Origin of the sequence: Campylobacter sp. FOBRC14 (assembly GCF_000287855.1) — a bacterium.
Lineage (GTDB): Bacteria > Campylobacterota > Campylobacteria > Campylobacterales > Campylobacteraceae > Campylobacter_A > Campylobacter_A curvus.
This window is the reverse complement of the sequence record NZ_ALJJ01000007.1, coordinates 201,432-226,217: the sequence shown is the minus strand read 5'-3', so window position 1 is coordinate 226,217 and position 24,786 is coordinate 201,432. Positions and strand designations below refer to the sequence as shown.

The 24,786-nt window shown below is 48.6% G+C and carries 21 protein-coding genes and 1 pseudogene; 5 read left to right on the top strand and 17 right to left on the bottom strand.

What is annotated here, in order from left to right:
- The first annotated feature begins 5 nt into the window (after nt 1-5).
- The gene (rmuC, locus tag HMPREF1139_RS01890) at nt 6-1,598 is read left to right on the top strand and encodes a DNA recombination protein RmuC (protein ID WP_009649432.1); all 1,593 of its coding nucleotides are present in this window, start codon (nt 6-8) and stop codon (nt 1,596-1,598) included.
- A 6-nt stretch (nt 1,599-1,604) separates the two neighbouring features.
- Here rmuC and HMPREF1139_RS01885 read toward each other — a convergent pair whose 3' ends face one another.
- The 8 genes and pseudogenes from HMPREF1139_RS01885 to cooS all read right to left on the bottom strand — a co-directional run bounded on the left by HMPREF1139_RS01885 (nt 1,605) and on the right by cooS (nt 9,459).
- The gene (locus HMPREF1139_RS01885; protein ID WP_009649551.1) at nt 1,605-2,354 is read right to left on the bottom strand and encodes a carboxymuconolactone decarboxylase family protein; all 750 of its coding nucleotides are present in this window, start codon (nt 2,352-2,354) and stop codon (nt 1,605-1,607) included.
- A gap of 92 nt (nt 2,355-2,446) precedes the next feature.
- Nucleotides 2,447-2,671: a DUF2798 domain-containing protein gene (locus HMPREF1139_RS01880; protein WP_009649784.1), complete on the bottom strand. Its 225-nt coding sequence runs from the start codon at nt 2,669-2,671 to the stop codon at nt 2,447-2,449.
- A gap of 2 nt (nt 2,672-2,673) precedes the next feature.
- Nucleotides 2,674-3,537: an aldo/keto reductase gene (locus tag HMPREF1139_RS01875; protein WP_009649884.1), complete on the bottom strand. Its 864-nt coding sequence runs from the start codon at nt 3,535-3,537 to the stop codon at nt 2,674-2,676.
- 27 nt (nt 3,538-3,564) lie between these two features.
- Nucleotides 3,565-3,978, bottom strand: a complete 414-nt coding sequence (locus tag HMPREF1139_RS01870) for a cyclophilin-like fold protein (protein ID WP_009649470.1) — start codon at nt 3,976-3,978, stop codon at nt 3,565-3,567.
- Nucleotides 3,979-4,004: 26 nt separating this feature from the next.
- Complete coding sequence (locus tag HMPREF1139_RS01865; RefSeq protein WP_009649591.1) at nt 4,005-4,844, bottom strand: carboxymuconolactone decarboxylase family protein; 840 nt, start codon at nt 4,842-4,844, stop codon at nt 4,005-4,007.
- 37 nt (nt 4,845-4,881) lie between these two features.
- Nucleotides 4,882-5,259, bottom strand: coding sequence for a putative quinol monooxygenase (locus tag HMPREF1139_RS01860; protein WP_009649676.1), 378 nt, complete (start codon nt 5,257-5,259; stop codon nt 4,882-4,884).
- A 342-nt stretch (nt 5,260-5,601) separates the two neighbouring features.
- Nucleotides 5,602-6,944 (bottom strand): annotated as a pseudogene (locus HMPREF1139_RS01855) (iron-containing alcohol dehydrogenase).
- Between the two features lie 484 nt (nt 6,945-7,428).
- Entirely contained in the window at nt 7,429-9,459 is a 2,031-nt protein-coding gene (gene cooS / locus HMPREF1139_RS01850; RefSeq protein WP_009649622.1) for an anaerobic carbon-monoxide dehydrogenase catalytic subunit, read from the bottom strand.
- Nucleotides 9,460-9,651: 192 nt separating this feature from the next.
- On the opposite strand from cooS, the gene HMPREF1139_RS01845 reads away from it, so the two are divergent.
- Genes HMPREF1139_RS01845 through HMPREF1139_RS01835 form a run of 3 tightly spaced genes read left to right on the top strand, consistent with a single transcriptional unit; the run spans nt 9,652 to nt 12,031 of the window.
- The gene (locus HMPREF1139_RS01845; protein WP_009649860.1) at nt 9,652-10,569 is read left to right on the top strand and encodes an ABC transporter substrate-binding protein; all 918 of its coding nucleotides are present in this window, start codon (nt 9,652-9,654) and stop codon (nt 10,567-10,569) included.
- On the top strand, nt 10,566-11,291 hold the full coding sequence (locus HMPREF1139_RS01840) for an ABC transporter permease (RefSeq protein WP_009649774.1): 726 nt from the start codon (nt 10,566-10,568) through the stop codon (nt 11,289-11,291). The genes HMPREF1139_RS01845 and HMPREF1139_RS01840 overlap by 4 nt, the downstream gene beginning before the upstream one ends.
- Nucleotides 11,288-12,031 carry an ABC transporter ATP-binding protein gene (locus HMPREF1139_RS01835; protein ID WP_009649541.1) on the top strand — a complete coding sequence of 248 codons (744 nt, stop codon included), beginning with the start codon at nt 11,288-11,290 and terminating at the stop codon, nt 12,029-12,031. Before HMPREF1139_RS01840 ends, HMPREF1139_RS01835 begins: the two co-directional genes overlap by 4 nt.
- Before the next feature lie 16 nt (nt 12,032-12,047).
- On the opposite strand, the gene HMPREF1139_RS01830 is transcribed toward HMPREF1139_RS01835, so the two are convergent.
- The 6 genes from HMPREF1139_RS01830 to purB form a co-directional block, all read right to left on the bottom strand.
- Nucleotides 12,048-12,956: an aldo/keto reductase gene (locus HMPREF1139_RS01830; RefSeq protein WP_009649454.1), complete on the bottom strand. Its 909-nt coding sequence runs from the start codon at nt 12,954-12,956 to the stop codon at nt 12,048-12,050.
- A gap of 59 nt (nt 12,957-13,015) precedes the next feature.
- Nucleotides 13,016-13,693 (bottom strand): anaerobic ribonucleoside-triphosphate reductase activating protein, encoded by a 678-nt coding sequence (locus tag HMPREF1139_RS01825; protein ID WP_009649618.1) that lies wholly within the window; start codon nt 13,691-13,693, stop codon nt 13,016-13,018.
- 54 nt (nt 13,694-13,747) lie between these two features.
- Nucleotides 13,748-13,924 (bottom strand): anaerobic ribonucleoside-triphosphate reductase, encoded by a 177-nt coding sequence (nrdD, locus tag HMPREF1139_RS11940; protein ID WP_009649543.1) that lies wholly within the window; start codon nt 13,922-13,924, stop codon nt 13,748-13,750.
- A 14-nt stretch (nt 13,925-13,938) separates the two neighbouring features.
- Nucleotides 13,939-16,044, bottom strand: coding sequence for a ribonucleoside triphosphate reductase (locus tag HMPREF1139_RS01815; RefSeq protein WP_009649485.1), 2,106 nt, complete (start codon nt 16,042-16,044; stop codon nt 13,939-13,941).
- A gap of 259 nt (nt 16,045-16,303) precedes the next feature.
- On the bottom strand, nt 16,304-18,676 hold the full coding sequence (locus HMPREF1139_RS01810) for a ribonucleoside-diphosphate reductase subunit alpha (RefSeq protein WP_009649782.1): 2,373 nt from the start codon (nt 18,674-18,676) through the stop codon (nt 16,304-16,306).
- Nucleotides 18,677-18,798: 122 nt separating this feature from the next.
- Nucleotides 18,799-20,142: an adenylosuccinate lyase gene (gene purB, locus HMPREF1139_RS01805; protein WP_009649536.1), complete on the bottom strand. Its 1,344-nt coding sequence runs from the start codon at nt 20,140-20,142 to the stop codon at nt 18,799-18,801.
- A gap of 136 nt (nt 20,143-20,278) precedes the next feature.
- Here purB and HMPREF1139_RS01800 point away from each other — a divergent pair, with 136 nt between their 5' ends.
- A complete protein-coding gene (locus tag HMPREF1139_RS01800; protein WP_009649653.1) occupies nt 20,279-21,196 on the top strand; it encodes a pseudouridine synthase family protein in 918 nt (305 codons plus the stop codon).
- Between the two features lie 831 nt (nt 21,197-22,027).
- Here HMPREF1139_RS01800 and rlmN read toward each other — a convergent pair.
- Genes rlmN through hisF form a run of 3 tightly spaced genes read right to left on the bottom strand, consistent with a single transcriptional unit; the run spans nt 22,028 to nt 24,676 of the window.
- Nucleotides 22,028-23,143, bottom strand: a complete 1,116-nt coding sequence (rlmN, locus tag HMPREF1139_RS01795; protein WP_009649765.1) for a 23S rRNA (adenine(2503)-C(2))-methyltransferase RlmN — start codon at nt 23,141-23,143, stop codon at nt 22,028-22,030.
- Nucleotides 23,140-23,880 (bottom strand): purine-nucleoside phosphorylase, encoded by a 741-nt coding sequence (locus HMPREF1139_RS01790; RefSeq protein WP_009649855.1) that lies wholly within the window; start codon nt 23,878-23,880, stop codon nt 23,140-23,142. Before HMPREF1139_RS01790 ends, rlmN begins: the two co-directional genes overlap by 4 nt.
- A gap of 37 nt (nt 23,881-23,917) precedes the next feature.
- Nucleotides 23,918-24,676, bottom strand: coding sequence for an imidazole glycerol phosphate synthase subunit HisF (hisF, locus tag HMPREF1139_RS01785; protein ID WP_009649493.1), 759 nt, complete (start codon nt 24,674-24,676; stop codon nt 23,918-23,920).
- Between the last annotated feature and the right edge of the window lie 110 nt (nt 24,677-24,786).

Below are 24,786 nucleotides of genomic sequence, written 5' to 3'. Positions count from 1 at the left end.
AAAAAATGAATGAAAATCAGCTGCTGATCGCTATTATAGCGCTAGGCGTGATCTTGCTTGGATTTATCGTTTTTACTATCATTCTAAGCAATAAATTTAGCACTGCAAACGCCATGCTAAGGGCAAATGAAGCCAAAAATAGCGAGCTAGAAAGCAAGCTTGAAGCAGCCTTGCTCAAAGAGGATGAGCTGGAGCGAACCATATCCGAGCTAAATCAAAATTTAGGCGAGGAGAGCGGCGAAAATCGAAGCAACAAAGAGTTTCTAAAAAATAAAGAACAGATCATCATGGAGCTAAAGGCGGCAAATATCCAAAGCCAAAAGAGCGTGGAGGATCTAAAGGGCGAGCTGGAAAGTGTGAGAGCCACGCTAAATGAAAAACAAGAGCAAAATGCCAAGCTGGATGAAAATTTAAAAATTTTGACCGCACGGCTAGAGGCGATGGGATCGCAAAAAAGCGAGCTTGAAAAAAGCATCGAGGTGCAAAAAAGCGAGCTAAGCGCAAAGGAGCAAAATTTACGCGCCCAAGAGGAAAATTTAGCCCAGCTCAAGCAAAGCCTGAATTTAGAATTTCAAAACCTTGCAAATAAAATTTTCGAGGAAAAGACAAGCTCTTTTAATAAAACGAGCCAGACCTCGCTGGAGCTGCTTTTAAAGCCCCTGCGCGAGCAGATAGCCGGCTTTCAAAACCGCGTGAACGAGGTGCATAGCGAGGCGGTCAAAAGCTCCGTGAGCCTGGAGGAGCAGATAAAGCAGGTGCTTAACATCGGGCTAAATATGTCAAAAGAGGCGCACAGCCTCACGACCGCCCTAAAGGGCAACAACAAGATCGCCGGCAACTGGGGCGAGGCGCAGCTGGAGCGCACGCTAGAGTTTGCGGGACTCATAAAGGGCGAGCACTACTTCACGCAGCAAAATTTCAAAAGCGAGAGTGGAGATAGGGCAGTGCCTGACTTCATCATCAGGCTACCCGATGAAAAACACATCGTCATCGACAGCAAGGTCTCTCTCAACGCCTACGAGGAGGCAGTCAGTGCGGGCGACGAGGCAAAGGCGAGTGCGGCTTTGAGCGAGCATGTCCGCTCGGTGAGGAGGCACATCGACGAGCTCGCAAAGAAGGACTACGCCTCGCTTGACGGGCTAAAGAGCCCTGACTTCGTGCTGATGTTCATGCCGGTCGAGCCCGCATATATCGAGGCGATGAAATTTGACACTGGGCTTTTCAACTACGGCTACGAGCGCAAGGTCGTGCTGGTCTCTCACACGACGCTGATGCCGATCCTGCGCACGATAGCAAATCTATGGCGCATCGAGCGTGGCAACCAAGAAGCCCAGCAGATCGCCGCTCGTGCGGGTGAAATTTACAACAAAGTCTGCGGCGTGGCGGACGCTTTGGCGAGGCTTGGCGGCACGCTAAATACCGCGAGCAACCACTACAATCAAGCCGTGACCTCGCTAGTGGGCAAGCAAGGGCTGCTTGGCAAGGTGGAGCGCTTTAAGCAGCTTTCAAGCAAAGCCATACAAAACGAGCCCGAGATAGCTGAACTGAACGTGAAATTTGAGGCTAATAGGCTGGAGGATCTAAAGCCGCAGGAGTGATGCTTTTTAGCCCTTTTTGCTGACCTCATCGATCGCGGCAAAGGCATTTAGCGCCACCGGATAGCCGATGAATGGCACCAGAGCGGTCGTGACGTCTATGAGCTTTGCGCGGTCGTTACCGACGTGAAAATTCCCCGCAATGTGTCCCAAAAGCTGCGGCTTTGCGTAGCCCAAAGATAGCACGTATACGAATGTCAGCAGCTCGCGAAATTTAAGCTCCAAGCCCTCTCTAGTGTAAAAATCGCCAAAGCAATTTGCAGAGAGGAATTTACGGATATGGCGCTCGTCCTCGGGCGCGTCGGCGTTAAATTTATCGATAGCGGGAAATATCTCTTTTTGCACGGCAAGCCCCTTTTCTTCGCGGTTTTCGCGTGTAGTCGTGCCGGCGTCCGCTAACGGCAATGTCACGCCCGCTTGCTTAAAAGCTTCATTCATCGCGTAAAATATCTCCTCGAGCTTGCCAAAACCCGCGTAAGGGGCGGCTTGATATAAAATTTCTCTTATCTCCCCTGCCTTCACACCGTTTTTGAGCGCAGCTGTAACGAGCCTGCCGTAAGCTCGCTTCGCGCCGATTACCGCGAGGTAGGCAAGCGTGATTTTTAGCCGCTCGTGGGTGCTTAAATTTATCTCGCTACTCACATCGTCAAATAAAAAATTTAGATAAATCTCCGTAAATTCGGGATCGCTATCCTCAAGCGGATGAGTGCTGCCCAGCCAGCTCTCGTAAAATTCGCTCGCCTTTTTTGTTAGTTTCATTGTATTTTCCTTTCTTGCGCGACCAAATTGGCGCGTCAGCAAGCAGCGCGAACATCGCAGTAAAGCCTAGAAATTCGCGCCTTTTCACACTCTCATTTTCTACACAGCGCATTTGCCATCCTAGTCACGATAGGAAACAGCAAAAGCAAGCACGGATACGCTACGACAAAGGCTTTTGCCCAGCCTTGCATCCAAATTTTAAAAAAGCCCTCGATCAAACCTAAATTTATGTAAGTCAGCACGCCCGCGATGATGCACGACATAAAAAGCGCCATTATAAACGCGAACACGAACCGAAAATACTTGATGTCTATCAAATTTAACTCCTATTTTTATGATAATCGCTTAAAAATTTAACCGTTTGCGGGTCGCGGTGGTCTAAAAACAGGCTCTTTTTGCCGTCCATTCTCGCGATACGCGCCATGTCCGCCTCGTCAAGCGCGAAGTCAAAAACGCTGAAATTTTGCTCCATTCGCTCCTTGCTCACCGTCTTTGGTATGACGATGACGCCGCGCTGCACGAGCCAGCGTAAGATGACCTGAGCCACGCTCTTGCCGTGCTTTGCGCCGATAGATTTTAAAATTTCATTTTCGAGCAGTCCGCTTCGCCCCTCGCCAAATGGTGCCCAGCTCTGCATCGCTACGCCAAGCTCCTCCATCGTCTTTTGCGCCTCAAACTGCGCATGCATCGGGCTACACTCGACTTGATCGACCGAGGGAGCTATCTCGTTATGCAGGCAAAAGTCCATCAAGCGATCGGGGTAGAAGTTGCTAACGCCGATCGAGCGGATGCGCCCCTCGTTTTTTAGTCGCGACAGCGTCCGCCACGCGCCATACACGTCGCCAAAAGGCTGATGCAAAAGATAAAGATCGAGATAGTCAAGCTCCAGCTTCTTCATAGACGCTTCAAACGCCCTAGCCGCCCCGCTCTCGCTCATATCGCTGATCCAAAGCTTGGTGGTGATGAAAAGCTCCTCGCGCCTGACGCCGCCAGCCAGTGCGGTTTTTATCGCCGCGCCCACAGCCTCTTCGTTAAAATACGCCTGCGCGGTGTCTATCAGGCGGTAGCCGACCGCGAGCGCGTCTTCTACGCAGCGCTGGCACTCTTTTAGATCCTCGATCTGATACACGCCGTAGCCCAAAATCGGCATTTTGTTGCCGTCGTTTAAATTTACGTATTGCATTTTTTCTCCTCTAAATTTACTAAAATTTTACTCCGCTTTTTGCACGATTATTTCGCCGTTAAATTTTACGAGCCTTGCTATATCCTCGTCAAATTTACCAAGCTTGTAAAGATCGCCGTTGCCACCGTAGGGTTTATAAAATATCGCCACGTTGCCCCACGGCGCGTAGTAGGTGATGTCACCGCTTTGTACGCGCTCGTTCGCGCTCATGCCGACCGTATCGAGTTTGCCGGGCAAGTAAAAAATCTTCTCCAAATCGCCAAAATTTTCAAGCTTCAAATTTAGCGGCAACATCGCATAAAGCTGTTTTGCTGCCGTGCTATCGTTTAATGTAGCTTTTAGCGTAACGCCTTCGAATTTGACCTCTATTTTCATGCTCTCTCCTGCATTTAATTTTAGCGCTAGCATCGCCACCAGCACGAAAAATTTTAAAATTTTCATTTTAGCTCCTAATTTTCGCTTTAAATTTATCCCTTTTTACTGACCTCATCGATCGCAGCAAAGGTATTTAGCGCCATCGGATAGCCGATAAAGGGCACGAGTGCGGTCGTAACATTTATTAGCTTGGCGCGGTCGTTGCCGACATGAAAATTCCCAGCGATATGCCCTAAAAGCTGCGGACGTGCATAACCCAAAGATAGCACATATACAAAGGTCAGCAGCTCACGAAATTTAAGCTCCAAGCCCTCTCTCGTGTAAAAATCGCCAAAGCAGTGCGCCGAAAGAAATTTGCGGATATGTTTCTCGTCTACGGGCGTAGCGGCGTTAAATTTATCGATATTAGGAAAAAGCTCTCGCTGCACAGCAAGCCCTTTTGCTTCGCGGTTTTCGCGCGTGGTAGTGGCGGCATTTGCTAGCGGTAGCGCCACGCCCGCTTTTTTAAACGCTTCGTTCATCGCGTAAAACAGCTCCTCAGCCCTACCAAAGCCAATATAAGGCACGGCTTGATACAAAATTTCTCTTATCTCCCCTGGCTTTACGCCATTTTTTAGCGCAGCACCCACAAGCCTGCCGTAAGCGCGCTTCGCACCGATGACTACAAGGCAAGCGAGCGTGATTTTTAGCCGCTCATCAGTGCTTAAATTTATCTCGCTGCTTACATCGTCAAATAAAAAATTTAGATAAATTTCGACAAATTCAGGATCGCTGCTTTCTAACGGATGAACCCCGCCTAGCCAGCTTTTGTAAAATTCGTTCGCTTTTTTCGTTAGTTTCATGATATTTTTCCTTTCTTGTGCGACCAAATATGGCGCGTTAGCAAGTAGCACGAATGCCGCCCCAAAGCCTAAAAATTCGCGTCTTTTCATGCTTCTCTCCTTGAAATTTTACCGCACGCTAGGCGGTTTACCCCGCAAATGCGCTCTTGCTAAGCGAGATCAAATTTTTGATTTTTATAAATTCTTTCCTTACGACCAAGTCTTTGCTTTGCTCGATATAAGCCCTAAAATGGGGCGTCTGCCTATGCGCTTCGTATGCCGCCTCATCCGCATAGATCTCAAATACGAAGTGCGAATTCTCATCGTCCACGCGGCTGACGCACATCATCGCCAGCGTGCCACGCTCTTTTTCGAGCGAATTTACGATGTTTTCTTCGCCCAGCTCTTTAAAATTTTCAAATTTTCCCGGCGCGTTTGTCAGCTCGAAAAAATTTACGACCGGCTCGCCAGCACATAAATTTATAGCCGCCACGCAGGGCAAAATGACAGATTTCATAAATTTCATATTTTCCTTTCGTTTGTAAATTTACCGCCCGAACAAGGCTAAATTTTGCTCGTTTTTTGGCCGTGCGCGCCAAACAGCATAAAGCGACAAAATCGCTACCAGCCGTTCTTTAAATTTTAAGCCCGCGCCAGCTCTCTTGCGTCGTTAAAGCCAAAATTCGCCGCGCGCAATCACAAAGCATCACGCGACATCGGCGTAGGGTGCGACGATACCCGAAAGTGTAAATTTAACGGCAAAGCTAAATTTAACGCAGTCCAAAATCCGGGCGAGCTACACCGCAAACTGTCTCGTGTGAGCATATAAATTTAACTCGCCCAAGCCCGCCCGAAGCGTAAATTCAGCCTAAAATTCCTGCCTGCTCGGGCGTATCGTGATATCGTTTATATCGACATCGGCTGGCTGCGAAACGGCAAAAACGATAGCGCGAGCGACCGCGTCAGGAGTGATCTCGTTTGCCGCGTAAAACGCCTGTATGCCAGCTTTTGCCGCCTCGTCGCTAGAATGCTGCGTAAGCTCCGTAGCGATCGCGCCCGGATAGATCGTGCAGACGCGCACATCGCCCTTACTCTCGGCGCGCAAGCCCTCGGAGATCGTTTTGACCGCGAATTTCGTCGCGCTATACACCGTGCCGATGCCGGAGGAGACTTTGAGCCCCGCGACGGAGGAGATGTTTATGATCTGTCCGCTTTTTTGCGCCTGCATGGTCGGCAGCACCGCCGCGATGCCCTCGTCTGCGCCCTTAAGGCCAAAAATTTCACGCGCAAAGCGCTCGAACTGAGCTAAATTCCTGTCCTTATACCACTTCATCCAAGCTGGCATCACGACCGATAACCCCGCTCCGTGTGCGCAGTCTGTCACCGCGCTCATCGCGTGCTCGATCATGTGATTTGGGTAGCTATAGCCGCCCGTGCCGACGTAGGTCAGGCCGTTCAGCGCCATCGTCGCAGCCCAGGCAAATTCAGCTCTAGCATCGTAATCATCGGGATTTGCGAGCAAAATTTCAGTCGTTTTGATGACGGCTTTGATATTGGCCTCGACGTATGAGCTGATGAGTCCCGGCTGGACGCTCGCGGTGAAATAGCCCTCTATGCTGTGCGCGATGATGTCGCTTGCCGAATACACTAGATATTCGCGGCTGACGCTGGCTTGCAGCTCGGAGTCGATGATCGAGACCTTCGGGTATAGCACGCGCCCGTCTATGGCGTATTTCTGGCGGGTCTCTTCTCTCGTCACGACAGCACCGCTGTTCATCTCGCTGCCAGTCGCGGCTAACGTGATGACGTCAAAGATCTTTAGTGCCCGGCTCGGACTCTTACCTGTAAAAAAGTCCCAAACATCGCCGTCATAGCAGGCTCCCGCCGCGACCGCCTTGGCGCTGTCTAGCACCGAGCCGCCGCCGATAGCCAGCACGCTATCAGCGCCAAAATCCTTGGCGATCTTGATCGCTTCTTTTACCTTGCTCAGCACGGGGTTGCTTTTCACGCCACCACACTGGGTAAATTCTATGCCGTTTCGCCTCAGGCTGTCTGCCGCCGTGTCGAAAAGCCCGCTTTTTTCACACGTTCGCTACCGTAGATGATGATCGCTTTTTTAGCGCCGAACTCTTTCATGTATGAGCCGATATTTCGCTCTTTACCTTTGCCGAATTCGATACGAGTGGGATTACAGAAACTAAAATCTTGCATGCTTTCTCCTTTGAAATTTTAAAAATTATAGCCCTTTAAAAGCAAACGGCGATAGATAGATACTCCAAAATCCTTGCCTGATCCTACAAATTTTAAAATTTTTGGAAATTTTCGCTTGGTTGCTCGCGCTGTTTGTGCCTGTGCTATGGTGCTCATGGAGCGAGTAAGATGGCTCTGTTTTAAAAAGTGTTGATTTTTAAAATTTTAAACATTCTAGCGTAGTCAAATCTTATGAAGCGACACTATCGCCGCCTAAAATCAAGGAAGCGGCAGCTGACTGCGATTTTAGTGCTATACGTTCGGCGTCTTGTGGAGCAAGTAAGATTTGCGAAGCGTTCGTTTAAGGGTTTCAAAACAGAGTCAAATATTTGCGAAGCGCTTACGATAGAGTATTGATTTTGCTGAATAAAATTGATAGCGGTATGAAATTTCGCAGCATTTGAGGGCCAGCCCCGGACACCGTCAATCCGGGGCTAAATTTGGCCTAGTCCCAGCCTAGAGCTTCGCGTTTGGCTTTCAAATCAGCCACGAGCCCTTCGGCAAGTGCGTTGTGATCGACATTTACGACCATTTTTGAACCGAGTATCGGTAGCGTGCCGTTTGCCATAAATTCTTTCACCGCCTGCGAGCCCTCTACAGGAGCTTGCACGCTGTGATAAGACGAGATGCCAAGCAGCCTAAAAGCAAGCGCGGCGTCTATACCCTTTTCGTTCGACCACTCGGGGCTCGTGAAAGCATACGGCAGGTCTTTGATCTTTACGCCAAGCTTTGCCGAAAGCGCGTTGAACATACCGCTGGCGCGCGCGTTATCCAGGCACTCGCCCATGTGCCAGATCGGCGGGATATCGTAAGGCTCTAAAAATTCTCTCAGCCCGTCACCGCAAGATTTCAGCGCACCGGCGTTGCAAAAGCCAAGCTTTAAAAGCGGGAACGACGCACAGCCGTTGGTCATGATAAGGACGTTGTTTTTTAGCAAAATTTGCGCGACTTCGACGACGGCTTTTTCATAGACGATGCGCGGGTTCGAGCAGCCCACGAGATTTACGAGGCCTAAAATTTTGCCGCTTTTGATCGCCTCTGCTATCTGCTCTAGTCCGCCGAAAATTTTATTGACGTTTTCGACCGAAAAGCCCATTTTAGCCTCGACCGAGTATATCGGGATCTTGACTGGTACGCCGCGGCGAGCCTTAAAGCTCTTGATAGCGCGGTTTAAAATTTTCTCGGCTATCGCGTGGATGTCGGCTAAATTCGAGTGATGATGATCAAACCCGTAATGCTCCGCCCCAGGCAGTCTGCCCGAGTCGCTTGTCGTTACGACCGTGGTTTTGAAGCACTGCGCGACCTCCATGATAGACGGGAATACATCCTGCACGTCCGCGATCCAAAGATCGATCGCCCCCGTGCCCATGACTAGCTCCGAGCCCACGGCGTTTGAGAGCGGGATGACGCCGTCGTAGCGATACATCGCCGATAGTCCGCTACAGCAAATGCCGTAAAACTGGATGCCAAGTGCGCCTTTTGACCTCGCCAGCTCCTGAAATTTCTCGCTTTTACCAAGCTTTACGATGACGCTTACTAATAGCGGCGAGTGGCCGTGCACGGCGATATTTACAAAGCCTTTCTTGATCGCGCCTAAATTTATCTGCGCGTCGTTTAGCTTTGGCAAGCCGTAAAGGCAGTCCATCGCGATCGACGTGCCTAGAGTGCTCGACCACGCAAACGCTACTCCCGTGCGCAAAAACTGCTTCATGATGTTTCGCCAGTCGCCGTCCGTGCCCGTAGTCGTGCGGTGCAGGCTCTCAAAGACCTCGTGATAGACGCCAACAGGCAGCAAGTCGAGCTCTCGCCACACCTCTTGACGCTCTTTTGGGGCGAATTTCTCTATCGTTTTGTGAGTGGCGGGCACCGTGCGCGAGAGATCTTCTAGCAAAATATCAGCGATCTGGCCGGCCAGCTCTTTTATCGTCTTGCCCTCGCTCTCAAGCCCGAAAGTCGCTGCCACGGCTAGAATTTTCTCTTCGCCCTCGATCGGCAGGTCCAGCTTGCCTTCGGCGGCGTATTTTAGCGCCAGCATCGTCTCTCTGCCTCTGGCTCCATGCGCCGCAGCGCCCGCAGCTACGTGTCTGAGTAAATTTCTCGAAACGATCGTGTCCGCTGTCGCACCGCATATACCGCGCGTGGCTTTGGCGGTTATCTTGCACGGCCCCATGAAGCAGTTTTTACAGCAAATGCCCGCCATGCCGAAGGTGCATTGAGGCTTTTGCTTGTCAAATCTGTCAAAAACGGTCTCGATCCCGGCCTCTTGCATGTTAAGGAGCATTTCACGCACGGCCGGATCCGGGGTTTGTTCGATGACGGTCTTTTTGTCGGGGAAGGTCTTTTTGTAAAGATTGATCGCGTGGTTGTAGTCGGTAAATTCCACGCCGTCCTCGTATGGATAAACCCCATTTTCGTTTGGTTCTAAAGCCCCGTATTTTTGGACTTTGATGCCTAAAATTTCGTCATTGTTTTGCATAATTTCGCTCCTTTTATGCTGATAAATTTACATTATTTTTACAATGTGGAGCGAATTATATCATTATTTTTTCGCAAAAATACTTGCTTTATGATAAGAAATCGAAATTTTATATCGCTGTATCGTAAATTTTATGTAAAAATTTAATCTCGCTCGCTATAATCACACATTTTAAATTTAGGACGAGAGTTTATGAATAGACGAAACGCTTTGCAAATTTTGGGCGGATTTTTGGCGCTTCAGGGACTGCCGATGCTTGCTAGTGCCCCGAAGATCGGTGTCAAGATCGGTTTCGTGCCCATAAGCGATCATCTAATTATTATTGCAAAGCAACTTTGCCAAAGCCAAAATTTCAATATCGTACCGATAAAATTCGCAAGCTGGGTCGATCTAGCCGAGGCCTTGCGTGCGGGCGCTATAGACGGGGCTTTTTTACTAGCTCCGCTTGGGCTCATGCTACGGGCGAATAAAGCCGACATCAAAGTCGTCATATCCGCACACAAAAACGGCTCGTCACTGGTAGCTAGAAGCGATATATCAAGCGTGCGCGCTCTAGCTGGAAAAAAGATCGCCGTGCCGTCTAAATTCAGTATGCATTATTTTTTGCTTGACATCATCGCAAGGCGCGAAAATATCGACTTCATAACGATAGAGATGCCGCCTCCTGAGATGCCGTTCGCGCTGCTTAGTCGCCAGATAGACGCCTACATCGTCGCCGAGCCTTTCGGGCAAATGGCTGTAAATTTCAAAAATCGCGCCAAAAATTTGCTCTTTTCAAAAGATATCAAGCCAAACCATATATGCTGCACGCTGAATTTTCGCTCGGATATGCTTAGCGAGCCCTATTTTGACGAGCTTTTAGCGGCGTTTAAAAAGGCCGCTCTTTTCATCACGAAAGAGCATGCCGCCAGCGCACGGCTCGGTGAGGCGATAATGAATCAAAAAGCCGCGCTTTTGGAGCAAATTTTAGACGAAAATATCGCGCGATACGACGATCTTGGCTTAAATTTGGCCGAGCTGAAGGAGCTTAGAGATTTTTTAGTCGCCAAAGGGCTTGGCAACGAAAATCTCGCAAATTTAGACATCAGCGAGTATCTGGAGGCAAGATGAGATATGTTTATCAAATTTTAGTTTTGGCCGCAGTCTTGGCGCTTTGGCAGGGCTTTAGCGGCGATCTTTTACCCTCGCCCGAAGATGCTTTGACCGCACTTTTAGAGCTCATAAAAAGAGGGAATTTAGCTACCGGTATCGCCGCTTCCATATCGCGCTATGTCGTGGGACTCGTGCTGGGCTGTATTTTTGCCGTCATGGTCGGGCTGGTTTTCGGACTGTTTCCTAGCGTGGCGAGTGCCTTTGAGCCGCTCATCGGGTTACTGCGTCCGATATCGCCGATAGCTTGGATACCATTTGCCCTGCTTGCTTTTGGAATCGGTGATAAGCCGACTATTTTCATCATTTCGTATGCGGTGTTTTTCCCGATGCTGTTACTCACTACAAATGCCGTCAAAAGCACGCCTGCCGAGCTCATGCAGGCAGCTAGGGGCTTTGGAGCGAGTAGGCTGCAAACGATCATCGGCGTCATCCTGCCCTCAAGCCTCTTTGGCATCATCTCGGGGCTAAAGCTCGCCGCCAGCCTCGCGTGGATAAATTTAGTCGTGGGCGAAATGGTCGGGGCTCAAAGCGGGCTGGGATATCTCATCATAGACGCGCGAAACCAGCTTCGCATCGATATGGTGCTAGCCGTGATCTTTGTCATCGGCGTGATCGGCACCTGGATAAATTTTATATTTTCACTGGTTGAAAGGTGGGCGGCAGCGAGGTTGGGACGATGATAGAGATAAAAAATTTAAGCAAATCCTTTGGCAAGCACCAAATTTTAAAAAGTATAAATTTGCGCATCAGTCGCAACGAATTTTGCGTGTTGCTCGGTGGTAGCGGCTCTGGCAAAACGACGCTTTTAAATATCCTAAGCGGCGCTAGTGAGCTTGATGGCGGCGAGGTCAGGATCGGCGAGCGCAAATTTACTAGTCGCGTCAGCATGGATAAATCGCGCCAGATCATCACGCAGACCTATTCGCTCATGCCCTGGCTAAGCGCGAAAGAAAATATAAAATTTGCCCTAAAATGCAGCGGTATGAAGGACAAAGGGCTACGCGAGAGCCGTGCACAGGAGTTTTTGGGGCTTGTCGGGCTCGCGCACAGGGCTCAAATGTTCCCACACTCGCTAAGCGGCGGACAAAAGCAGCGCGTCGCGATCGCAAGAGCCCTTAGCCTGAGTCCTGAAATTTTGTTTTTAGACGAGCCGTTTTCTGCGCTCGACCCCATAACACGGGCAAATTTGCAGCTGAGGCTAAAAGAAATTTCAAGCAAGCTTACTAGTATTTTCGTCACTCACGATATCGATGAGGCGCTGTTTTTAGCTTGTAAGATCGTCGTTTTGCACGATGGCAGGATCATAAAAGAGCTCTCAAATCCCAAATTTAACCCGCATGATGTGAGATATTTCGAGCTCAAGGCTAAAATTTTCGACCTCATTAACGGCGAGGACAGCGATCCTGAATACATGATATGACGCGCGCGGACGTTAGCTATTTCTTGAAATTCTTGGCTTCCAGTCTGCCGTCTTTGTGTAGTTTGCCGCCAAAAACTGGAAATACACTAGCCTCGCCGTAGTTTTCTACCGGAGCGATCTGCTTTAAAATTTTCATATCCGCAGGCGAAATTTCAAAATCTACATCCGCATTTTCTCTCATATGCGCGGCGTTCGCGGTCTTTGGCAAAGCCAGCAGCCCAAGCTCTATGCAATACCTCACGCAAAGGCGCGCGACGCTCACTCTGTAGCCTTTGGCGATGTCGGCGACTTGGGTATTTTGCAGGATCGCTCCATGTGCGACGGGCGAATAAGCCTCGATCAAAATTCCAGCCTTTTGGCAGTAGTCGATGAGCTCAAACGGCGTGTTGCCGATGTGACTTAGGACTTGATTTACCATCGGCTTTATCTCGCAGTTTGCGGTGATGTTTTCTATGTCGATGCGCTCGAAATTCGACACTCCTATCGCGCGTAGCTTGCCTGCTTTATAGGCCGCCTCTAGTGCGCGCCATGCGGCGATATTGCCCTCAAAAAAGTGCTCTCCCTCGCGAAAATCCGTCCAAGGCTGCGGACTATGGATGATCATGAGATCGATGTAGCTAAGCCCGAGCTTTTGCAGTGACTCGTCTATGGCAGCCGCTGCCGTTTCGTAGTCTTTGATCTCGGCTCGCAACTTCGTCGTCACGAAAATTTCCTCGCGAGCCACCGCGCATGTTCGCACGCCCTCGCCCACTCCGCGTTCGTTACCGTAGGCCTCGGCAGTGTCGATGTGACGGTAGCCTAAATTTATGGCTTCGCGCACGGCGGCTGCGACCTTATCGTCATCTACCAGCCACGTGCCAAGCCCGATCTTTGGGATCTTTACGCCATTTGCCAGTGTGAAGGTCTGGTTTAAAATTTTACTCATTTTGACTCCTTTGGAATTTCAAAAGATTATATCTTTTAATGGCAAACGATCGCGACTACCTAGAAATTTCGTAGTTTTATGGGTATGGGCGAGTCGATCAGGGCTATGTCGAAGCTGTTTTTAGGCTCTTTTAGATTTGCGAAATTTTCGCCCGTATCGAGGAATTTTTGTAAAAAATACTCCTTTTCGTAGCCCTTTTGGTATAAAATTTGCGCCATTTGCGAGATATCTTTTTCGTTTAGTAGGTCAAAATGCAGCGTCGTTCGCACCTCGAAGCTAAAATTTATGCTTAGTAAAAACTCTAACGTAGCCATAAATTTCTCGTATAGGCTCGAGCCGGTCACGCTTTGAAATTTCTCTTTTGGCGCTTTGAAATCAAGCGCGATGTAATCGATCAAATTTTGCGAGATGGCCTCTTTTAAGACGGGTAGATTTGAGCCGTTGGTATCGACTTTGAGCGCAAAACCTCGCTCCTTGACCTCGCGAGCGAGCGGTAAAAACGACTGGCTCAGGGTGCATTCGCCGCCGCTAAAGACTATGCCGCTTAGCTTGCCTATGCGTCTATCTAAAAATTCGCAAAATTCCTCGGCGCTTAGCTTGCCTCTTGATAAAACGACGTCTATGTTGTAGCAGTAGGCGCAGCGCATATTACAGCCCGCAAACCACACTATCGCGGCGACTCTGCCAGGGTAGTCCAGTGTGGTAAAGGGAGTGATGCTAAATATCGGGTGTTGCAAAATTTTCCTTGGGCGAAAAGGGCGAATGAGTCTTCGCCCTTCGGATTCGCGCGATTATGCGCTTTTTTGGCAAGTGCTAGCGCACTCGTCAAATTTCACGCGCTCTTTGTGCTCGCCTTTTTTGCCGAGGTTGAAGCTCTCGACCGGGCGATGATAGCCCATGACGCGTGTATAGACTACGCATTTTGTGCGTTTGTCGGCGAGTTTTGTCAAAATTTCTTTTTCACTCATGTTTGCTCCTTTCATTAAGATTGATTTTTTCGTTTTTCATTTTCTATCAGCTCGGCGTCGCAGATCGGGCAGAACTCATGCTCGCCAGCGATGTATCCGTGCTTAGAGCATACGCTAAATACCGGCGTTATCGTGATATAAGGCAGCTTGTAGTTCGTGATGATGTTTTTTACGAGCTCTTTGCAGGCCTCAGGCGAGCTGATGCGCTCTTTCATATATAGGTGAAAGACCGTTCCGCCGGTGTATGCGCTTTGTAGCTCGTCTTGCAGGTCGAGCGCCTCGAATGCATCGTCGGTAAAATTTGCAGGAAGCTGCGTGGAGTTCGTGTAGTAGATGTTCTCCTCCATACCGGCTTGGATGATGTCAGGATAGCGCTTCTTGTCCTCTTTTGCGAAGCGATATGTCGTGCCCTCGGCAGGGGTGGCCTCTAGGTTGTAGAGGTTGCCCGTCAGCTCTTGGAAGCTTCTTATCTTGTCGCGTAAGAAATTTACCATTTCAAGGGCGAATTCGCGTCCGAATTTGGTCGAAACGTTCTCTTTATCTCCGGTAAAATTTCGCAAAAGCTCGTTCATACCGTTTATGCCGATCGTACTGAAGTGGTTGTTAAAATGCTTCAAATATCGCGCCGTGTAAGGATATAGCCCGCGATCATACATCTCTTGGATAAATTTACGCTTTTTCTCAAGTGTAGATTTGGCCAGCTCGAGTAGGTATTCAAGGCGTGCGTAGAGCCCTTTTCTGTCGCCCTTGTAGTTGTAGCCCAGGCGAGCTAAATTTATAGTGACTACGCCGATACTGCCGGTCATCTCGGCACTGCCAAAAAGCCCGCCGCCACGCTTTAAAAGCTCTCTTAGATCAAGTTGTAAGCGGCAGCACATGGAGCGCACGTGTCCCGGCTTATACGCCGAGTCGTTTGCGATACGTCTTCCATTTTCGTCAATGGTGTATTGTGAGCCGATGAAATTTTGAAAGTAGCTGGAGCCCATTTTTGCGGTATTTTCAAAGAGCACCTGCGCCACTTCGCTGTCCCAGTCGAAATCCTCGGTGATATTTACGGTCGGGATCGGGAATGTAAATGGCTGCGAGCATTTATCGCCCTCGGTCAAAATTTCATAAAATGCCTTGTCTATACGCGCCATCTCAGGCTCAAAGTCTTTATAAGTCATATCTATGAGCTTGTCTCTGCCGCGCTCCTTGGCGCGTTTTAGCGCCGCTTCGTCGGTAAAATTCGAAAACAAATGCACGTCGTTTGACGTAGGTATCTGATCTCTTAAGTCGCTTGGGCAGGTGATGTCGATGGTCACGTTGGTAAAAGGGCTCTGGCCCCAGCGAGCCGGGACGTTTAGGTTAAAGATAAAGCTCGTGATCGCCTTTTTTATCTCGATGTCGCTTAGATCGTCTTTAAATACATACGGCGCTAGGTATGTGTCAAAGCTCGAAAATGCCTGCGCTCCGGCCCATTCGCTCTGTAAAATTCCAAGGAAATTCGCCATTTGAGACAGCGCCTCGCGGAAATGCTTTGGCGCGCGGCTCTCTACGCGCCCGCGAACGCCATTGAAGCCCTCGTTTAAAAGCGCTCTTAGGCTCCAGCCCGCGCAGTATCCGGTGAGACAGTCGAGGTCGTGGATGTGATAGTCGCCGTTTCTGTGCGCGATGCCCTCTTCTTTGCTATAAACTGCGTCCAGCCAGTAATTTGCGATGACTTTGCCTGCAGTGTTGTTGATGAGACCGGCGTTTGAGTAGCTGGTGTTGGAATTTGCAGCGATACGCCAGTCGGTACCGTTTATGTATTCGTTTATCGTTTGAGTAGAATTTATATAAGTCGTATCTTCGTTTAGCCCCAAGACCTGCTCGCGTTGGAGCTTGTGCGTGTGGCGATAGAGCATGAAGCTTTTTAGGATGTTGAAATAGTGGCCCTCAAAGAGCTCTTTTTCTATCGCATCCTGGATATCTTCGACCGTTATGGCGCCTGATTTTTGAAAGATATCTTGAACGACATTTGTGAAAATTTTCTCGTCGTATGGTGTGTTTTCGCTTTCAAACGCCTTTTTTATCGCATCGACTATCTTGTATGCGACAAATTCCTGCCTGGTTCCGTCTCGTTTTAAAATTTCTCTCATACCCTGACCTGTTTAGTTAAAAATTATTGGAAGTATAGATAAATTTGGCTTAAAATATGATATCTTCTATCATAATAAAAGAGTAACGCTTTAATTATAGGCTTATAAATTTAGATTTATTTGCGTTATGGTTTTAATTTTGGTATACATGGAATTTGGGCGAACTTTTTTAAATTCGCTCAAATTTAGTTTGAGTTTGAAATTTTGATTAAAAAATATTAAAGTCAAAATAATATGGAAATTTTTACTATTTTTATGGTTACTGGCACCCCTCGCACTCGATGCTGCGATCGGCGACGTTATTTACCTTTTCACTATCCGGGCTTTCCGAGCGCAGATAGTAGGTCGATTTTAGTCCCAGCTCCCACGCGAGCGTGTAAATTTCACTCAGATACCCGCCGCTTGCTTTATCCAGGCTCATAAAGATATTTAGGCTCTGCCCTTGGTCGATCCACTTTTGGCGCACGGCGGCTGCACGCACGAGCACGCGCTGGTCTAGCTCGTATGCCGGCGTGTAAAACTGCCATGTATCGGGGCTTAAATTTGGCACGACATTTGGTATCATGCCGCTTAGGTTGTGCTCGAACCACTTGCGCTTATACACGGGCTCGATGGTCTGCGTGGTGCCGACAAGGATGCTTATCGAGCTTGTGGGAGCGATCGCCATGAGATAGCCGTTTCGCATGCCGTCCGTTTTCACCTTTGCGCGCAGCTTCTCCCAGTCGCACACATCCTCGTCAAATAGCCCGCCGCGGTTTAGCAAGGCTTTGGCGTTTTCGTTCGCGGTGTCGATCGGCATCACGCCGCGACTCCATTTCGAGCCCTCGAAGGTCGGGTATTTGCCCTTTTCGACGGCTAAATTTGAGCTCGTGTAGATCGCTTGGTAGCTGATGTTTTCCATTATGCTGTCTATCAGCGCGAAATGCTCGTAGCTGCCCCATTTCACGCCGCGTTCGGCTAGCATCTGCGCCTCGCCCATGACACCTAGACCTATCGAGCGGGAGGCTAAATTTGTGTGTTTGACCTTTTTGTGCGGGTAGAAATTTAGATCGATGACGTTATCGAGCATGCGCACGGCGATTGGCACTACGCGTTCGATGTCGGCTTTTTTATTTACCTTGCTTAAATTTACGCTTGCGAGGTTGCACACGGCGGTTTTGCCCTCGACGCTTTCTTTTTCGACGATGAAAATTTGCCTACCGTCAAGGCTATCGAGTGCGCTTAGCTTTTTAGCTTTTTTGGTTATGCCGCTATCGATCGTAACGTCCTCCTCCTCGTCAAATAGCCGCTCGCCGCCGTCATCAAAGGTGATTTTGATTTTGTAGTAGTTTGGCGCGGTGTTTTGGAAAATTTCGGTGCATAAATTCGAGCTTCTGATGATGCCTTCGTGGTCGTTTGGGTTTGCCTTGTTCGCGTTATCCTTAAAGCATAAAAACGGCATGCCGGTCTCGAAGTAGCTAGTTAAAATTTTCTTCCAAAGTTCCTTTGCCAGCACGACGTTTTTTTGGATATCTTCGTCGTTTTCATACTGCTCGTAGCGGCGCTCGAAATTTTCACCATACAGGTCGCACAGGTCGCTTACTTGTGCCGGGTCAAAGAGACTCCATCGCCCGTTTTCACGCACGCGCTTCATAAAAAGGTCGTTTATCCAAAGCGCAGGGAAGAGCTCGTGCGCGCGGCGTCTTTCTTCGCCCGAGTTTTTACGTAGGTCTAAAAAGTCCGCCACGTCCATATGCCACGGCTCGATATAGACGGCTATCGCGCCCTTTCTCGTGCCTAGCTGATCGACCGCGACGGCGATGTCGTTGGTGACTTTTAGAAACGGGATGATGCCGCCGGCTGCGTTTTTGTGCCCGTCGATGCTGCCGCCCATCGCACGCACCTTGCACCAGTCCCAGCCGATGCCCCCGCCAAATTTAGACAGCAGCGCCATCTCTTTGTAGCTGTCGAAGATCCCCTCGATATTATCGGGCGTAGAGCCCACGTAGCAGCTGCTTAGCTGGTGGCGCGTAGTGCGGGCGTTTGAGAGCGTCGGGGTGGCGAGCATGACTTCAAATTTAGAGATTAGGTCGTAAAATTTCTTCGCCCAGCCTTGGCAGTCTAGCTCGTTTTGTGCGAGGAACATTGCGATCGCCATAAACATCTGCTGCGGAAGCTCGATGGGTGCGCCGTTTTTGTCCTTGATGAGGTAGCGATCATATAGCGTTTTGATTCCCAGATACGCAAACTGCAAGTCGCGCTCGGGGCGAATGTATGCGTTTAGGTCGTCAAGGTCGTATTTTTCTTTGAGACCGGCGATGATGCGTCCGGCTTTTTCGCCCTTTTGCAGGTATTCGCGCAGGTGGTTGTAGCCGTTAAAGCCCGTGACTTTGTGATAAAGGTCGTATAAAAACAGCCGCGCGGCGACGAATGTCCAGTTGGGGCGATCGATGTCGATCTTATCGACCGCGGTTTTGATGAGGGTCTGCTGGATCTCCTCGGTCGTGATCATGTCGCGAAACTGGATCTTCGCATCCACTTCAAGCTCGCTTAAATTTACGTTTTCTAAGCCTGCGACTGCCGCCGTCGTGTATTTTTTTATCTTGCTGATGTCCAGCTCCTCGGTCCTGCCGTTTCGTTTGATTACTTTCATAAATTCTCTTTCTTAAATTAAATTTTTATCGCTTTATCCTGATAGCCGCTATGGGCTAGAAATTAAATTTTTATGGATTAAGGTAGGAGGAGGTTGCCCCTTGCACGACGGTATTTATTTGACTAAAAATTTTCATCATTTCCAAACACCCTACCAAAAATCCTATCCACGTTTTTCGTGTAGTAGCCGTAGTCAAAGCACGCTTTTATCTCATCTTCGCTTAGTGAGCGGCGTAGCTCCTCGTCGGCGAGTAAATTTTGCAAAAACAGGCTGTGTCCGCCCTCGTCGATCGCCTTTTTGCCCTCTTGCAGGTCGGCCCAGACTTTCATCGCGTTTCGTTGCACGATCTTGTAGGCGTCCTCGCGCGAGATGCCGCGTTTTGGCAGCTCCAAAAGCACTCGCCCGGAAAAGACCAACCCGCCGGTCAAATTTAGATTTTTCATCATATTTTCGGGATAAACGACTAAATTTTGGATGAGATTTGCCAGGCGCGCGAGCATAAAATCAGCCGTGACGAACGCATCCGGCAGGATAAATCTCTCGACCGAGCTGTGGCTGATGTCGCGCTCGTGCCAAAGGGCGACGTTTTCCAGTGCGGGCGTCACGTATGAGCGCAGCATGCGGCAAAGCCCGGTGATGTTTTCGCTTAGCACGGGGTTTCGCTTGTGCGGCATCGCTGATGAGCCCTTTTGTCCGGGGCTGAAATACTCCTCGGCTTCATAGACCTCCGTGCGCTGGTAGTGGCGGATGGCTATGGCGATCTTTTCGCAGGTCGCGGCGAGGATGGCGATCGCGCTGATGACATGCGCGTAGCGATCGCGCTGGATGACTTGGTTTGACGCGGGGGCGGGGCGCAGCCTGAGAAGCTCGCAGGTTAGCTCCTCAAATTCCATCGGCGCGTGGGCTAAATTTCCCATCGCTCCGCTTAGCTTGCCGTAGCTCGCGACCTCTTTTGCGTCCGTGATGAGTTTTAGCGCGCGTTTTATCTCGTCGTACCAGATCGCAAGCACCAGTCCGAACGTGATCGGCTCGCCGTGGATGCCGTGGCTGCGACCGACCATGAGCGTGTTTTTGTGCTCCATCGCGCGGGACTTGACGGCGGAGAGTAAATTTTGGACGTCTTCGATGATGAGCTCCAAGCTACCCTTTATCTGCAATGCCGCCGCCGTGTCGATGCAGTCGCTGCTCGTCATGCCGTAATGCACGAAGCGGCTCTCCTCGCCCAGACTTTCGCTCACGCTCGTTAAAAATGCGATCACGTCGTGCTTGGTCGTCTTTTCGATCTCGTCGATGCGCATGACGTCAAATTTTGCGTTTTTGCAGATCTTCTCGCAGTCGGCGTCTGTGATGAAGCCAAGCTTGTTCCACGCTTTGACCGCGGCTAGTTCGACCTCGAGCCATGCGTCGTATTTCGCCTGCACGCTCCACTTTTTCGCCATTTGCTCGCGCGAATATCTCTCTACCATTTATCAGCCTTTTTAGGAAATTTTTGTATAATTTTTTAAGAGTGAAATTATATAAAATTTGGGCTGAAAGGGCGGTTAGTGGTCGCTAAATTTGGGCTTAAATTTTGAACTAAAATTTGATATTAAAGGGTAAAATTTGCCTTACATTAATAAATTTATCACCGTCGCTCGCTCGCAAAAAGCCTATGAAATTTTGATAAATTTGGGCTTTAAAATGCGTGAGGCACAGCGTCTCATCGACAAGGGCAGGCTGCTTTGTGATGGGGCGGTCGTGAGTGAGAAAAATGCCGTTTTGAGCGGCGAAATTTGCCTGATCGACTACGAAATGAACCCGCGCGGGCTTAGTCCGATCTTTGAGTGCGACGAGTTTGCTGTGTTTGACAAGCCAAGCGGAGTGCTCAGTCACCCAAATGGTAGACGCTGCGAGTATAGTCTAAACGATGAAATCTGGCACTTATACGGGCGCGAGGCGGCCGTCACACATAGGCTAGACCGCGAAACGAGCGGGCTCATCGTGGTTTCAAAGAATTTAGCGGCACAAAAAGAGCTCAAAGCGATGTTTGAGAGTAGGGCGGTGAAAAAGCGCTATGTCGCGCTGGCTGGCGGTGAAATTTGCGAGCCATTTATCGTAGATGCGAAAATGGATCTAGCCAGCGACTACGACGATGTGAAAATGCGAATGCAAATTTGCGAGAATGGCAAGGCGGCGGTGACGGAATTTGAACCGATGGAGTATTTTGCGGACATCGATGCGACGCTCGTGCGAGCCGTGCCGCTGACCGGTAGGCAGCATCAGATTCGCTTGCATTTGTTCCACGTGAAACACGCTATCATCGGTGAGCCGCTTTACGGACTGGCAAAAGAGCGGATTATCAAAATTTTAGATGGCAAAATGAGCGAAATGGAGCGCATAAATTTAACAGGAGCGTCGAGGCTGCTGCTGCATGCGGATGAGATAGAGTTTAAATTTAGAGGGCGGGAATTTCATATAAAGAGCAAATTTGACGTGCGAGATGAGTTTTATCGGTTGGCTAAAACCAAGTTTGAATTTTGAAATTAAAAATATTTAAGAGATAAATTAAATCGTGAATTGTTTTCTGAAAGATATATTAAAATAGCTCTACTTTAAAAGTGTTGATTTGCTGATGTTTTGGCATATTAAATATGATGAGCGACGATCTGTTTTTAGTTGCGAGTGTATGATGCAAAGCAAAAAGTAGTATTGTAGACTCGGTTTTTTACATCTTGTAAAGCTGTGAGTGAGGCGCCTTAGGGGAAGACCTATTTTATGAACCTTTTTAAGGGATCCCAACACTTTTTAATAGAGTTAAAATCTTATTTGCCCAAGAATACATTGAAATAGGTGAGAATATTATGCCTAGTATATTAGGCTAATACAGTAAAATCCAAAAGATAAAGCAGTATCCAGAATGAAAAATGTGGGATTTTTGGATAAATAGGATAAACAGAATTTACCAAATAAAAATAATTTCATATTTTATAAAGCTATTTCTTAAAGACTCTGTTGTAATCAAATTGATGCTCTCTTTGTAAATCCTGCTCGCTCTAGGAGTGACCTAACACGAATGTGAACAGCGTTTTACGGGAGCGAGTAGCCTAAATTTAGCCGATTTGCATACCCAGCTACCGCTTCTCTGTAAATTGGTGGCGATAAACTCACTAGCAATGTTTTTACTCGAATACTGTGCGCATTCTCATGCTCTTGAAAGTCAAAAATCAAATACTTTGTCAGAACAGAGTCTTCTTAAAGCACTAAAATTTTAACGCAAGTATTATTTTTTTTCTCTTAAAACTTTCAAAATCAACCCAAATCCAGCCGCTACGACTATCACGATAAACATGATCTGGACGATGTCTAGTACAGTCATGATTCACTCTTTTTGATGTCACTTGGCTTGCTGGTATTATTATTTGACGGCGATAAATTTTGACTTCTTTGTTTTAGCTGTCCGCATGCCGCCGAGATGTCTAGCCCTTTGCTTTGGCGGATCGTGCAGGTCACGCCGTGAGCGCGCAGGTATTCTTGAAATTCCAGCATATCCGCAAGCTCCGGACGTCCGTATTCGCTGCCTTCGTGCGGGTTGAAGTAGATCAAATTTACCTTCGCTTTGATGCCGTGAAGCAGCTTGACGAGCGTTTTTGCATCTTTGACGCTATCGTTCATGCCCCTGATAACGAGATACTCGAACATCACTCGCTTGCGCATATCGATCGGAAAGCCTCGCACCGCGTCCATCACGGCTTCGATATTGTAGGCCTTATTTACGGGCATCAACTTGCTTCGTAGCTCGTTTGTGACGGCGTGCAGTGAGATGGCAAGTAGCACGCCAAGATCCATCTCGCCGAGCTTTTTTATCTGCGCTCCAAGCCCGCTCGTCGAGACTGTCTGACGGCGCGGTGAGATGGCGAGGCCGTCCGGCTCTTTTAAAATTTGTATGGCTTTTGCGACGTTTGCAAGATTGTCAAGTGGCTCGCCCATGCCCATATATACGACATTTACGCGGCGCTCGTAAGGGATATGGTTAGTTTTTTTGATCCATAAAATTTGCCCGACGATCTCGCCCGGCGATAAATTTCGTTTCAGTCCGCCCTTTGCCGTCAGGCAAAACAAGCAACCCATTTTACAGCCCACTTGCGAGCTAACGCAGATCGTATAGCGTGCGTGGCGCGAGATATTGCCGCCCTCATCGACCTCAACCTCTTTCATCGGTAGTAGGACGCTTTCTATCGTATTGCCGTCTTTTAGGGCGAAAAGATATTTTATCGAGCCGTCCGAGCTCTCTTCAAATTTGACGCAATACAGCGGATCGAAGTAAAATTCCTGCGCCAAATTCGTGCGCATATCCTTTGGTAAATTTAGCATTTCATCAAAATTTTCGGCATTTTTCTTGTAGATCCACTCGTAAATTTGCTTTGCTCTAAATTTGGGGCTTAGTATCGCTTCCAGTTCGGACAGCGTGTAGTCGAGTAAATTTTTCAAATCATACCTTTTGTTTTGAGATATTGTGCAAGTTTTTCTTTTGCGGCGTTGTGGTTTTTGACGAAGTCGGTGTGTGCATTTTGGTCGCAGAAATTTGTCGCGATAAAGACGCCACGAGCCGGGATTTGAAATTTTTGAGCCGTTTTTAGGACGGCGAAAAATTCCATATTTTCTAAAAAATAGCCCTTTTCAAACAGCCTTTGAGCTAAATTTTGATCGGTTGTGATGTAGTTTGACGAGTTGATTTTGATAGTTTCACGTGGAACGTCGCTAAAATTTATAGATGAAATTTCACACTCTAACGGCGTGTAGCTTTTATCTTCTAGGCTTGAGATTTCGACATTTCCCGCCGTAAAGCTCTCGTAAATTTCTAAAATTTTACCCTCTTTATAAAGTCCGCCCGAACCGATAAAAATGATCTCGTCAGGCAAGGCGTTTAAAATTTTATTTGGATTTTTGGGCACACTTATGGCTTGTTTGCCGGTCGGCTGTGAGCTAAAAAATCTACTAAATTTATCCAAATTTATCTCGTCGCTAACCTCTAAATTTGTTAGCTCGTCTGTTAGCTTTGAAGCAGTCCAAGTGCCTAAACCAGCCACATATCTATCGCTAACACAGCCGCTAACCATAGCTCTTTTTTGTAAAAATACGGTTAAATTTATGCTCGTTTCGACCAGCCCTACACCCATTGGCAAGGCAAAGTCAAAGATTTCATTTCGCCCGGCGCAGATTATCATTTCACCGCTCCAAATGCCTTAAATTTAAACCCAAATTTCACAGTCTGACCTCTATACCGTTTTCTTTTAGGTATCGTTTCAGCGCGCGTATCTCGATCTGCCTGAAATGAAATATCGACGCCGCCAGACACGCGTCCGCTCCGTTTAAAAAGGCGTCCTTGATATGCTCCATCGTCCCGGCCCCGCCACTTGCGATGACGGGGATATTTAGGGCTTTGCTAATGGCGTTTGTTAGCGTGATGTCGTAGCCGTCTTTCGTGCCGTCTTTGTCCATTGACGTTAGCAAAATTTCGCCCGCGCCGCGCTCTTGCACCTCTTTTGCCCACGCCAGAGCGTCTTTGCCCGTGTCGATCCTGCCGCCGTTTATGAAAACGTGATGAGTGGCGTCAAATTTTTTCGCGTCGATAGCGACGACAACGCACTGCGAGCCAAATTTATTCGCCGCTTCGTCTATTAAATTTGGATTATGGATCGCAGCTGAATTTAAGCTCACCTTATCGCAACCCACGTTCAAAAGTCGCGAGATGTCATCCAGCGTGCGTATCCCGCCGCCCACGGTCAATGGGATAAAGAGCTCCTTTGCGACCCGCGCGATCGTCTCCACCATCGTCTCTTGCCCCAGATGTGTCGCCGTAATGTCCAGAAACGCCAGCTCGTCCGCACCTTCTTCGTTGTAGCGTTTGGCGACTTCTACGGGGTCTCCCGCATCTATGAGCCCGACAAAATTTACCCCCTTTACTACGCGCCCGTCTTTGACATCGAGGCAGGGGATGATGCGTTTTGCAAAATGATTCATCGCTTTTTCTTTGCTTAAATTTTGGCTACATTTTAGCGAAATCTCACTTATCTAATCATTATATAAGAATGTTTTGGATAAAATCGGCGAAATTTTAATGAAAAAACGCT

Excerpts from the sequence above, each read along its gene's own strand:
- cooS (WP_009649622.1), bottom strand. The coding sequence starts at position 9,459 with ATGCAAAACAATGACGAAATTTTAGGCATCAAAGTCCAAAAATACGGG.
- HMPREF1139_RS01865 (WP_009649591.1), bottom strand. The coding sequence starts at position 4,844 with ATGAAAAGACGCGAATTTTTAGGCTTTGGGGCGGCATTCGTGCTACTT.
- HMPREF1139_RS01840 (WP_009649774.1), top strand. The coding sequence starts at position 10,566 with ATGAGATATGTTTATCAAATTTTAGTTTTGGCCGCAGTCTTGGCGCTT.
- HMPREF1139_RS01835 (WP_009649541.1), top strand. The coding sequence starts at position 11,288 with ATGATAGAGATAAAAAATTTAAGCAAATCCTTTGGCAAGCACCAAATT.
- HMPREF1139_RS01860 (WP_009649676.1), bottom strand. The coding sequence starts at position 5,259 with ATGAAATTTATGAAATCTGTCATTTTGCCCTGCGTGGCGGCTATAAAT.
- HMPREF1139_RS01870 (WP_009649470.1), bottom strand. The coding sequence starts at position 3,978 with ATGAAAATTTTAAAATTTTTCGTGCTGGTGGCGATGCTAGCGCTAAAA.
- nrdD (WP_009649543.1), bottom strand. The coding sequence starts at position 13,924 with ATGAGTGAAAAAGAAATTTTGACAAAACTCGCCGACAAACGCACAAAA.
- HMPREF1139_RS01830 (WP_009649454.1), bottom strand. The coding sequence starts at position 12,956 with ATGAGTAAAATTTTAAACCAGACCTTCACACTGGCAAATGGCGTAAAG.
- hisF (WP_009649493.1), bottom strand. The coding sequence starts at position 24,676 with ATGAATCATTTTGCAAAACGCATCATCCCCTGCCTCGATGTCAAAGAC.
- HMPREF1139_RS01790 (WP_009649855.1), bottom strand. The coding sequence starts at position 23,880 with ATGATAATCTGCGCCGGGCGAAATGAAATCTTTGACTTTGCCTTGCCA.
- HMPREF1139_RS01885 (WP_009649551.1), bottom strand. The coding sequence starts at position 2,354 with ATGAAACTAACAAAAAAGGCGAGCGAATTTTACGAGAGCTGGCTGGGC.
- HMPREF1139_RS01845 (WP_009649860.1), top strand. The coding sequence starts at position 9,652 with ATGAATAGACGAAACGCTTTGCAAATTTTGGGCGGATTTTTGGCGCTT.
- HMPREF1139_RS01875 (WP_009649884.1), bottom strand. The coding sequence starts at position 3,537 with ATGCAATACGTAAATTTAAACGACGGCAACAAAATGCCGATTTTGGGC.
- HMPREF1139_RS01815 (WP_009649485.1), bottom strand. The coding sequence starts at position 16,044 with ATGAGAGAAATTTTAAAACGAGACGGAACCAGGCAGGAATTTGTCGCA.
- HMPREF1139_RS01810 (WP_009649782.1), bottom strand. The coding sequence starts at position 18,676 with ATGAAAGTAATCAAACGAAACGGCAGGACCGAGGAGCTGGACATCAGC.
- rmuC (WP_009649432.1), top strand. The coding sequence starts at position 6 with ATGAATGAAAATCAGCTGCTGATCGCTATTATAGCGCTAGGCGTGATC.
- purB (WP_009649536.1), bottom strand. The coding sequence starts at position 20,142 with ATGGTAGAGAGATATTCGCGCGAGCAAATGGCGAAAAAGTGGAGCGTG.